Origin of the sequence: Acinetobacter sp. YH12116 (assembly GCF_013418895.1) — a bacterium.
GTDB lineage: Bacteria > Pseudomonadota > Gammaproteobacteria > Pseudomonadales > Moraxellaceae > Acinetobacter > Acinetobacter indicus.
Genome location: NZ_VPBE01000046.1, coordinates 1 through 10,057, shown reverse-complemented (window position 1 = coordinate 10,057; position 10,057 = coordinate 1). Strand labels below are relative to the sequence as shown.

Sequence of the window (10,057 nt, the reverse complement as noted above, 5' to 3'; positions counted from 1 at the left end):
TTCAAACCTGAAATAGCACCATATTTAGCCCACACCTCGCTACGAATACGACCAAGTAAAACAGCTTGTTTCTCAAGCTGTTTGTACTTTTGCACATTCAAGTTTTTACAATGGTGGATGCGTGTTAATTTCACAAAGTCATGCCTAGGTTAAGGGATTGGATAATCAATAGATATGGATGCTAATATACCAAGACACTCACCTAAAATACAAAAGATAATCATTTAAATCTCTAATAAATACCCACCTTGCCACTACTGAATCGACATAGACAAAATGAGAACTTATGCAAATATTTGTCTATATTTTTAGTTATAGTTAATTACTCTCGTAAAACAGCTGACGAAGTCCGAGATAGAATCATTGCGTCAAAACAAACGTGATGCTTATGCACTTATGATGAAAATGAATTAATTATTATTTAATTAAGTTAAAAGACTGCTATATAGCGGTCTTTTTTGTTTTTGAGCTCTACAAATTTTAATGAGTACATATAGTTACTTTTATAAAAATGATAATAAAGGGTAGAGGAGGTCATCTAAGAATTTAAAGCACAAGACTTATTTAACATTGATGACAGAAAAAGTGAGTTGTTGGGAACTTAAAGAAGAGGTGGTACTTATAATGGTTACTAAAATACAAATACTTAAAATATTAAATATATAAAACAATATATTACAAATATATATGATGCGTAGTGTACGCATCATACATAAAGCGTTCTATTTTGATATAATTGATCCAATCAACCCATTGTTAGGTTTCATTTAAATTCCATGAGTCTTACTGAAATTAAAGTTCGCCAAGCTCATTGTAAGGAAAAAACCAGTTTTTTATCCGATGAAGATGGGCTTAGCCTGAAGATTGAGCCGAGTGGAAGAAAATCTTGGTGCTATCGCTATACAGATCCACAAACTAAAAAACGTCGACGCATTCAGTTAGGTCGTTATCCTGATTTATCGCTGAAAAAGGCACGACAAGTCAGAGATGACTTTAAAGACAATGATTTCTGTTTTGAACAAGATACTGCCTCTAATGTCATCACCTTTGGTAAGGTCGGGGAGGAGTGGTTACAGTTCAAACTGAAAAATGCCTTCAACGATCTACCCCGCTGTGGTGTACTACAGTTAGCAGAAAGATGCTTACAGCAAGATATTTATCCAGACCTTCAGGATCTACCTTTTCAAAACATCAAGCGTTATGACCTGGTTTCAGTAATCAAAAAAATAGAGGGACGCCAAGTAAAAGAACCTGTCAAGAAAGCTTGTAGTTATTTGAACCAAATTTATGACTACGCTGTAGCGATGGGTTATTGTGAATTCAACATCGCGCATGGTTTAAATAAAATCGCCATTAACAGTAAAATCAAGAAAAATTATCCGTATTTGAAAGCGGAGGATATATCTGATTTTAAGTATAAATTACAAAAATTGGATGCCCATCCGATTATTAAAAAAGCACTGCTGTTCAAATTACATACTGGCGTGCGAGGGGCTGAATTGTTATTGGCTGAGCCTCATCATTTTGATTTAAATGAAAAAGTCTGGAAAATACCTGCCTTGCATATTAAACAGTTTCGACGAAAAGTCATATTAGGCCATGAGATTCCCGACTTCTTAGTTCCACTTTCAGATCAGGCTTTAGATATTTTAAAAGACGTCATGCAATGGTCATACGGTGAAAAGTACATTTTTGCTAGCCCACGGAAACATAATCAACCGATTCATTTTAATACATTAAATATGGCTATACGTAAGATGGGCTATGGAAAACATCAATTATCCTCTCATGGACTACGTTCCACTTTTAGTACCATTTTGAATGACTCAGGTTTGTTCCAGGATAACTGGATTGAGGCACAACTTTCACATATTGATAAGAACCGTACCCGTGCCAGCTATAATCACGCTGACTATTTAGCCCAGCGGACTGAAATGATGCAGTGGTGGGGTGATTATTTAAGTACTGCTAAGTGAAAATCGTACTTTTATACATAGACTTAAAACATTATGGGGTTTCAAATGGATAGTAAACAATATACTTGCCGTGTTACATGGTCAGCAGAATATAATGAGTATGTTGGGTTGTTCGAACCACAAGCACTAGCCATTTGTTGTAATTCAGCTTTAAGCGCCCTTAATTCTTTCATGCGTTTATTCACTAGTGCAAGTTGCTGATCAATTAATGCATTAACGCTAGAGCAGCTTTCTTCTGGCTTATTTTTTAATTCGATAAGACGTTTAATATCATTGAGTGATATATCTAGGCTGCGACAATGCTTTACGAATTCCAATTGTTTAAGTGCTTTGCTATCATACAGCCTGAAATTACCTTCTGAACGATTTGGATTTAACAGAAATCCTTCTCTTTCATAATATCTAATCGTTTGTATTGAACAGCCCGATTTTTTTGACAATTCGCCTATTTTCATCAATTTCCCCCAGACATTTGACTCTATAGTTACTATAGAGTCTATAGTATAAGTATGCAACGAAAAGGATATATAAAAAATGACTGAGAAATATTTAAACAATACGAATATCGTTAATTTTGAACACAAAGATATCCAATCCTTGATCGATCAACGTAGGTGGAAAAACTTGGATAACTTCAACAAAATTGGTGCCGCTTATCAGTTTGTAAAAGATGAGATTTTCTTTGGTTATAATGAAAGCGATGATATTGCAGCAAGCGATGTGCTAGCAGATGGTTATGGACAATGTAATACTAAGGGTAATCTGTTAATGGCACTATTGCGTGGACTAGGCATTCAATGCCGATTTCATGGGTTTACCATAGACCAGCAACTACAAAAAGGTGCTATCCCAAGCTATGTATTTTGGTTAGCACCTAAATACATCATTCATAGTTGGGTAGAAGTTTACTTTGAAGGGCGTTGGATAAACTTAGAGGGCTTTATATTGGATGAGCAATACTTAAGCTCTCTACAGGAGAAATTTGACCAAGTAAAAGATGATTTTTGTGGTTATGGTGTTGCAACAAAGTGCTTTTCATCACCAGATACAGATTGGCGTGGAGAAAATACCTATATTCAAAAAGAAGGTATTCATGATGACTTTGGGCTTTATGATTCCCCTGATGAGTTCTATCTCGAAAAAGGGACTAACTTGTCGGGGTTCAAACGCTGGATATATCAACGCTTGATACGTCACTTGATTAATATGAATGTATCAAAACTAAGAAATAGAAAAGTACTAGAGGTACAAAATGCACAACCATAATCATAGTCATCAACATGGTAAAGATGACCGTATTGGTTGGGCATTTTTCCTTAATGTGACATTCACTATTATCGAATTTATAGGTGGTTGGCTCACTAACAGTACGGCGATAATGGCAGATGCAGTTCACGATCTTGGTGATAGTCTTTCAATAGGTTTTGCGTGGATTTTAAGTCGTTTTTCAGATAAAGAAGCATCAGATAAGTTTAGTTATGGTTATCGTAGACTTACTCTCTTTGGCGCATTGATAAACAGTATTGTTTTAATCATTGGCTCAATTTGGATTTTATTTGAAGCAATTCCAAAGCTGTCCAATCCTGAAATGCCTGTAGTCGAGGGGATGTTAGGGCTAGCGATACTCGGCGTTGCCGTTAACGGATATGCTGTATTAAAATTAAAAGCGGGTGAAACATTAAATGAGAAAGTGCTGACATGGCACCTTCTTGAAGATGTACTTGGATGGGTTGCCGTTCTTATAGTCTCTATCGTACTGTTGTTCGCTGAACTGCCGATATTAGATCCCCTTTTATCAATAGGGTTCACGCTGTTCATCTTGTTTAATGTTTTCAAAAACCTGAAATCAACACTCGTTTTATTTCTTCAAGCTGCACCCGATAAAGAGACTCAAAAGCGTATTAAACTATCACTAATGGAATTTCCTGAAGTTAATGGTATCCACCACATGCACTTTTGGTCACTAGATGGTGAAAGTCACGTTTTAACAGCGCACCTTGAGCTGAGTGACAACTTTGACGTTAAAGAATTAATTAGGCTTAAACAAGAAGTTGCAGCTAAATTATCTTCCTATCATTTATCGCATACAACGATAGAGTTTGAGTTTTTAAATGAAAATTGTCGGGATGAAGCGCAGTAAGCTTTATCAATAAAATGTTGGGCATACAATATTAAAAGCAGCTTAATTAGGCATAACCTAGTAATTAAGCTGCTTTTTTTGATTTTAAATTTCGTCGGATTGCTGTTTGCTACTCTCAGAGCCATGCGCCCATTGATATAAAATAGGCAATACAAACAAAGTTAAAATTGTAGAAGATACAATACCGCCGATAACAACTGTTGCTAGTGGTCGTTGTACTTCTGCACCAATTCCAGTGTTTAACGCCATTGGAATAAAACCTAAACTTGCGACCAGTGCCGTCATTAAAATAGGTCTTAAACGAATGATGTGCTGAGTTTCCATCATTGTCTTGGCTTGATGCGGATCAGTCTAAAGCATTCTCAGGAATAGAGGAGCTCGTTGCTGATGTTGTCGCTGATATGATTAGCAATAATGAAAAAGTTCCTACACCACTCTCCGGGAAAATATAGTAGGCAGTTTGTTGTCCTTGTTCTCAGTGGTTCAACAAAAACTAGCCCTCGAAGCCGCAGAACGTGGCGTGGACATAAATTGTTTAGTATCAGTAAAAAGAGCGATGTAATTTTAGTACGAGTGAGTGATAGAGCAGGAACCTATGCTTCATATATTCAGTAAATGGTATGTTTTTGAATTAATAGGTATTTTTAAATAAAGCTTTCTTTGATTTAGTGCTTTTTATTTAATAAATTAATTTTAAAAACAACTTAGGCTAATTGATAAACACTATCTGGAAAGATTAAAAGAAAATATTTTTTAATTTCTGCTAATTCATTTAAGGCAGGTTCCCTTTCAAGCAGTTGAAATGTCCAAATAAGTACAGCCTGATGATTATCATAGCAAGTATTTACTCCAAGAAAATTAGCCATTCCATAACTTCTATTGATGTTCATTTCTTTAATTAATTGATTTCCTAAGTCACGAGCTTGCTGGCTGATCAATAACTCATTTGGTAACACGGCGGTCATCTCCACAAAATAATCTAATGCAGGTTCAATCCTTATATTTAAAAAGTTATAATTTAGTTGAAATGGATAAAATATACTTTCTATAAGTTGTAATAACCTGCTGTAGGTTAATTTTAGCAAAGTATTACTCAGTCAACAACTTCAAATAACCCACAGCAAGTTATTTTTTGTAAATTAATTTAAATATGATTACTTGTAAGTTATCTAGCCTCATGGGCGATAGAAAAATTTTAAAATTAAGTGAAGTGGTGCATGCAACAGGTATCAATCGCAACACGCTCACAAGTATGTATTATGACCGTGCTGTACGTATTGAATTACCAGTCGCCGATAAGTTGTGTAAGTACTTTAACTGTACGATGAATGATTTGTTTGAGTTTAAGGAAGAAGTTGAAGAAAAAGATTAACTTAATACTTCGTTTGATAAGTTTTTCGAAGAAAAAGACTAGCCAATACTTAGTTTGATAAGTTTTTCTCTGCAGATCTAATATTGAATTTTATAAAATATCATTACAAACAGAGGTGGTTCCACTTGTTTGAACAACTAAAAGCGTATTTATAAGTGATATTCCGCTCTAGTTAAGCCACCTTGTTTTGTTGGGGTAGCTGATCATAGTAAAACTCATTTGGTGTCATTTTGTCTAGACTCGAATGAGGTCGTTTCAGATTATAAAACTCAAAATATGCACTCAATTGCTTTTTCGCATCTGTGACACTGCTATAAGCTTTGAGATACACCTCTTCATATTTAACGCTCCGCCATAATCGTTCAACCATCACATTATCTACCCATCGACCTTTACCATCCATACTGATTTGAATGCCATTTGATTTCAATACATCAATAAATGCATCACTGGTGAACTGACTGCCTTGGTCTGTATTCAATATTTCAGGTGATCCATATTTTTCAATCGCTTCATTTAAAGCCGAAATACAAAAATCCACCTCCATACTAATCGATACCCTATGCGCAAGTACCTTGCGGCTATGCCAATCAATCACAGCACATAAATAAACAAAGCCTTTTGCCATAGGGATATACGTTATATCAGTAGACCACACTTGATTACTGCGCTGAATAGCCAATCCTTTGAGCAGATATGGATATTTACGGTGAGCTTGATTAGCCTGGCTTAAATTTGGTTTGCAATATAACGCCTGAATACCCATTTTCTTCATTAAAGTACGTGTATGACGTCGTCCTATATGATGCCCTTGACGATTCAACAAATCACGCATCATACGACTGCCTGCAAAAGGATATTGCATATGTAATTCATCAATACATCGCATCAGCTTCAGATCTGATGAGCTAACAGGTTTTGGGCGATAATAATAACAACCACGAGAGACTTTCAGTAACTTAGCTTGTTTAGATACTGAAATCTGAAGTGAGTGATCGATTAACTTTTGTGGTTGAAGCGGCCCAGTTTCTTCAACACACCTTCTAAAAAATCAATTTCTAATGCCTGCTCACCGATTTTTGCATGTAACTTTTTAAGATCAATGGGAGGTTCTGATGGAGCTTTTGATTGATCGAAAGCTTGTGAGGAAGCTGAGATCAATTGATTTTTCCAGTCAATAATTTGGTTTTGATGAACATCAAACTCAGAACTCAATTCAGCAAGTGTTTTTTCTGCTTTGATCGCAGCAAGTGCTACCTTAGCCTTAAAGTCGTTTGAATGATTTCTTCTTGGTCTACGTGCCATAAAATACTCCATATATTGATGTTTATAACATCATTTGAGGAGCAGAGTATCACTTATAGGAGTTGTTCAAATTTCCGGATCCATCTCTAAGTGAGGAGGAAATGACTCTTACTATTCAGATGTTGTTTCAAGCTTTTTTTGATTGATAGAGTTTTATGTATTAAACTCTATATTGAAAGTAAATATATTGTAAAAATAGTATGTTATTTACTAATTGATTAAATTATTTACACTTATTCTGTATAATGCTCTATGAATTCATTACTTATTTTTTTAAATTAAAAATCATATGCAAAGCTTAAATGATGAAGAGTGTCGCCAAGTTGAAAGTGTAAAACAGCTTTTACAAAAAAATTTTAAAGATAAGCTTTATGCTATTTATTTATATGGTTCGTATGTTGATGGTGGTTTAAAACATAAAAGTGATCTTGATATTTTAGTTATTATTGAACGTGAAATTACCGATCAGGAAAGAAAACAATTAGCGCAGAATTTTCTAAATATATCTGTTCCGATTGGTCATGCTACAGCGCGTGCCTTAGAAATTACGATATTAGAAAAAGGGAGTATTACCAATAAAAATCATCCATATACATATCAGCTACAATATGGCGAGTGGTTGAGAGAAGAATTACTCAAAGGTGAATTACTTTATAGTCAATCTGATCCAGATATTAGTATTTTACTTAAAACTGCCCAATTACATAACATTACTATCTTTGGACCTGATATTTGCGATTGGTTAAATCCAATTAGCTATGAACAATTAATATTTGCCATGCAAAAAACTTATCCACAAATTATTGCTCATTGGAAAGACGATCAGGATGAATGTAATCAAATTTTAGCGCTATGCCGTATAGCTTATACATTAGATCATAAAACAATAGTTGCCAAGGATGTTGCTGCGACATGGTTTTTAGAATTCTTAAGTCAGATAGATCAAGACATTTTGCAACTCATAATAGATGAATATATTGGGCAAGGTCATGAGCAATGTTGGTTAGTTTTACATGATCAGCTTGCTAAAATTGTTAAAGAATTACAGCATAAAATTGAACCACTACTTTTTAACTGATGTGGAAGTAATGGATATGCTTCTTAGATTATTACCTCACTATATCTCTAAATACCGAAGAGACTTGATATTGCAAAGGGGGGCGTGGTTGGAGTTGCATGAAGATTTTAAATAAAAGCGGAGGAACTAGGGTAAAAGTTGCCAAAAAGTTTCTTCTGAAATGACTTTTATATTATGACGTTTAAGCAAAGCGGAGGTAACTCCATTGCCATAGATCTTATTCCCATTAAATTGACCATCGTAAATCATTGAACTACCACATGAAGGGCTATTTTCTTTAAGCACTACCAGAGTAGCTTTTAATAATTGAACTTTTTTTAAAGTTCTATATGCCCCTTCAATATAGATTGAAGTCACATCCTTTCCTGATTTTTCAATTACACAGGCTTTTCCATCTAAGACATCATCGCCATTACCTCCCGAAATCTCGGCAGGTTCGCGTGGTGTTGATAAACCGCCAAGAATCTCTGGACATACCATAGTAGCTTTTCCATCTTTGACTAATTTTTCGATTTTTTCGTTTAAGCTATGCGTCCCGTTATAACGTACCTTTAAGCCAGCCAGACAAGAACTTACTAAAATCATATTTCCTCTATGAAAAAGATATGTATCGATTTGCTATTTAGCCAGTACCTATTATTTTTTAAAATTAATAGGTTAGTGCTATGGATAAAACAAGAATTTAAATATGATCAATGCAAAGTGAGTTATTTTTTTTCTAACCCACAAAGCTTATAGATTAGTTTGATCCTTTTTGTTTAGAAAATTTATCAACAGTGATGTGTGCTGAATTAGCAGGAGACTTTCACTTGGGAGATTCTAGGCAGCTAACCGATAAAAGTCTTCTGCCATTTGATTTGGTGTCTTAAAATCCAAGCCTTTTTGAATTCTTCCCTGATTATAAAATAACTCTATATATTTTGTAATATCCGCTTTGGCTTCTTCCCTTGTTTTGTAGTTGCGATGATGGACTAGTTCATTTTTGAGTATGCCCCAGAAACTCTCTATCGGTGCATTATCAAAGCAGTCGCCTTTTTTGCTCATTGAACCCTGAAAATCAAATTTCTCAAGTAAGTTTCGATATTCATTACTGCAATATTGGCTGCCTCTATCTGAATGTACAATGAGATCTTTAGCAGGTTTCTGATTGCGAATAGCCATATTCAATGCATCACAAACAAGCTTGGCTGTCATGCGCTCATTTAAGCTATAGCCAACAACCTGTTTCGTGTAAAGATCTTTGACAGCTGCCAAGTACAACCAGCCCTCAGCCGTCCAAATGTAGGTAATGTCACTCGACCACGCAAGATTAGGCTTCGTCATTGAAAACTGTTGCTTGAGTAAATTGTCATAAATAGAACGGTTGTGATCACTGTTCGTGGTTCTTTTGAAACGCTTATGGCGCTTACAATACAACTGATTTGATTTTTTTATTTGGCGCACAGCATACGTACTTATTTTGATACCTTGTGCTTGTAAATGCTTGGTTAATCGAACATAGCCATAGCTTTGTTTGGTTTCTTCATGGGCTATTTTGACCAAAATTGTCTGCTGATTTCGCTGAATTGATCTTTTACTCATGCCTCGCTTTAGCCAATCATAAAAGCGAGAAACGGATACACGAAGTAATCGAGCCATTAAAATAATCGGAAATAAGTGGCTTTGCGATTTCATATAGGCGTACCTCACTGACTTTCTTTGGCAAAGTACGCTGCTGCCTTTTTTAAAAATTCACGTTCCATTTCAGCTGTTTTGAGCTGTTGTTTAAGCTTCTTATTTTCTTCGAGTAAGGCGTTTAGATCGGGCGAATACTGTTTTGTGCCTGCTAAAGTTCCAGCCTTTGCTTTGTTATTCCAGTTCGAAAGGGTTTGCATTGAAATGCCAAGTTGTCTAGCGGATTCCGATACATTACCTTGGTTCTCTTCAATGGCTTTTATGGCTTCAGCTTTAAATTCTGCGGTGTAAGTCTTCTGTTTCTTGCTCATGGTAAACTCCTAATGAGTATGTATAGTTTACCAAGTTAAACCCTCCTGTTTTTTAAGCACACATCAATCGAGTGGGAGTGACGGGCACTGGCTGGCAATGTCTAGCAACGGCAGGCATTTCGGCTGAGGGTAAAAGAACTTTCCGCTAAGCGATAGACTGTATGTAAACACAGTATTGCAAGGACGCGGAACATGCCTCAT

General features: G+C 35.5%; 10 protein-coding genes and 2 pseudogenes. 6 read left to right on the top strand and 6 right to left on the bottom strand.

Translation table 11 applies throughout. From position 1 onward, the window contains the following. The first annotated feature begins 776 nt into the window (after positions 1-776). Positions 777-1,976 (top strand): integrase arm-type DNA-binding domain-containing protein, encoded by a 1,200-nt coding sequence (locus FTU54_RS14520; protein WP_005245164.1) that lies wholly within the window; start codon positions 777-779, stop codon positions 1,974-1,976. Positions 1,977-2,017: 41 nt separating this feature from the next. On the opposite strand, the gene FTU54_RS14515 is transcribed toward FTU54_RS14520, so the two are convergent. Continuing rightward, positions 2,018-2,431, bottom strand: a complete 414-nt coding sequence (locus tag FTU54_RS14515) for a Cd(II)/Pb(II)-responsive transcriptional regulator (protein WP_179989169.1) — start codon at positions 2,429-2,431, stop codon at positions 2,018-2,020. A 79-nt stretch (positions 2,432-2,510) separates the two neighbouring features. On the opposite strand from FTU54_RS14515, the gene FTU54_RS14510 reads away from it, so the two are divergent. Both FTU54_RS14510 and FTU54_RS14505 read left to right on the top strand, forming a co-directional pair. Beyond that, positions 2,511-3,242 carry a transglutaminase family protein gene (locus FTU54_RS14510; protein ID WP_005245162.1) on the top strand — a complete coding sequence of 244 codons (732 nt, stop codon included), beginning with the start codon at positions 2,511-2,513 and terminating at the stop codon, positions 3,240-3,242. Further along, the gene (locus FTU54_RS14505) at positions 3,229-4,116 is read left to right on the top strand and encodes a cation diffusion facilitator family transporter (RefSeq protein ID WP_127800877.1); all 888 of its coding nucleotides are present in this window, start codon (positions 3,229-3,231) and stop codon (positions 4,114-4,116) included. The genes FTU54_RS14510 and FTU54_RS14505 overlap by 14 nt, the downstream gene beginning before the upstream one ends. Positions 4,117-4,200: 84 nt before the next feature. On the opposite strand, the pseudogene FTU54_RS14500 reads toward FTU54_RS14505, so the two are convergent. Next, positions 4,201-4,425: pseudogene (locus tag FTU54_RS14500) on the bottom strand (efflux RND transporter permease subunit); the annotation flags it as partial. Between FTU54_RS14500 and FTU54_RS14495 the strand changes: the two are divergent. Then, a pseudogene (locus FTU54_RS14495) lies at positions 4,425-4,568 on the top strand (antitoxin HicB); the annotation flags it as partial. The pseudogenes FTU54_RS14500 and FTU54_RS14495 sit on opposite strands and share 1 nt — an antisense overlap. A 252-nt stretch (positions 4,569-4,820) precedes the next feature. On the opposite strand, the gene FTU54_RS14490 reads toward FTU54_RS14495, so the two are convergent. Then, a complete protein-coding gene (locus FTU54_RS14490) occupies positions 4,821-5,072 on the bottom strand; it encodes a hypothetical protein (protein ID WP_004658363.1) in 252 nt (83 codons plus the stop codon). A 194-nt stretch (positions 5,073-5,266) separates the two neighbouring features. Here FTU54_RS14490 and FTU54_RS14485 point away from each other — a divergent pair, with 194 nt between their 5' ends. Then, the gene (locus tag FTU54_RS14485) at positions 5,267-5,488 is read left to right on the top strand and encodes a helix-turn-helix transcriptional regulator (RefSeq protein WP_004658364.1); all 222 of its coding nucleotides are present in this window, start codon (positions 5,267-5,269) and stop codon (positions 5,486-5,488) included. Between the two features lie 172 nt (positions 5,489-5,660). Here FTU54_RS14485 and FTU54_RS14480 read toward each other — a convergent pair. Further along, positions 5,661-6,805 (bottom strand): IS3-like element ISAba14 family transposase gene (locus FTU54_RS14480; RefSeq protein ID WP_099046175.1). Its coding sequence is split into 2 segments (ribosomal slippage): positions 5,661-6,541 and positions 6,541-6,805, totalling 1,146 coding nucleotides; the frame shifts between segments, so codons are not numbered across the junction. Positions 6,806-7,082: 277 nt separating this feature from the next. Between FTU54_RS14480 and FTU54_RS14475 the strand changes: the two genes are divergently transcribed. Beyond that, entirely contained in the window at positions 7,083-7,871 is a 789-nt protein-coding gene (locus FTU54_RS14475; RefSeq protein WP_038350081.1) for an aminoglycoside adenylyltransferase domain-containing protein, read from the top strand. A 126-nt stretch (positions 7,872-7,997) separates the two neighbouring features. On the opposite strand, the gene FTU54_RS14470 is transcribed toward FTU54_RS14475, so the two are convergent. Together FTU54_RS14470 and FTU54_RS14465 are read right to left on the bottom strand one after the other, a co-directional pair. After that, complete coding sequence (locus tag FTU54_RS14470) at positions 7,998-8,456, bottom strand: DUF523 domain-containing protein (RefSeq protein ID WP_077170035.1); 459 nt, start codon at positions 8,454-8,456, stop codon at positions 7,998-8,000. A 234-nt stretch (positions 8,457-8,690) separates the two neighbouring features. Beyond that, positions 8,691-9,856, bottom strand: a protein-coding gene (locus FTU54_RS14465; RefSeq protein ID WP_180006168.1) for an IS3 family transposase whose coding sequence is annotated in 2 segments (ribosomal slippage) — positions 8,691-9,598 and positions 9,598-9,856 — 1,167 coding nt in all. Because the reading frame shifts where the segments join, the coding sequence is not laid out codon by codon here. Positions 9,857-10,057: the final 201 nt, after the last annotated feature.

Excerpts from the sequence above, each read along its gene's own strand:
- FTU54_RS14520 (WP_005245164.1), top strand. The coding sequence starts at position 777 with ATGAGTCTTACTGAAATTAAAGTTCGCCAAGCTCATTGTAAGGAAAAA.
- FTU54_RS14515 (WP_179989169.1), bottom strand. The coding sequence starts at position 2,431 with ATGAAAATAGGCGAATTGTCAAAAAAATCGGGCTGTTCAATACAAACG.
- FTU54_RS14510 (WP_005245162.1), top strand. The coding sequence starts at position 2,511 with ATGACTGAGAAATATTTAAACAATACGAATATCGTTAATTTTGAACAC.
- FTU54_RS14505 (WP_127800877.1), top strand. The coding sequence starts at position 3,229 with ATGCACAACCATAATCATAGTCATCAACATGGTAAAGATGACCGTATT.
- FTU54_RS14485 (WP_004658364.1), top strand. The coding sequence starts at position 5,267 with ATGATTACTTGTAAGTTATCTAGCCTCATGGGCGATAGAAAAATTTTA.
- FTU54_RS14475 (WP_038350081.1), top strand. The coding sequence starts at position 7,083 with ATGCAAAGCTTAAATGATGAAGAGTGTCGCCAAGTTGAAAGTGTAAAA.
- FTU54_RS14470 (WP_077170035.1), bottom strand. The coding sequence starts at position 8,456 with ATGATTTTAGTAAGTTCTTGTCTGGCTGGCTTAAAGGTACGTTATAAC.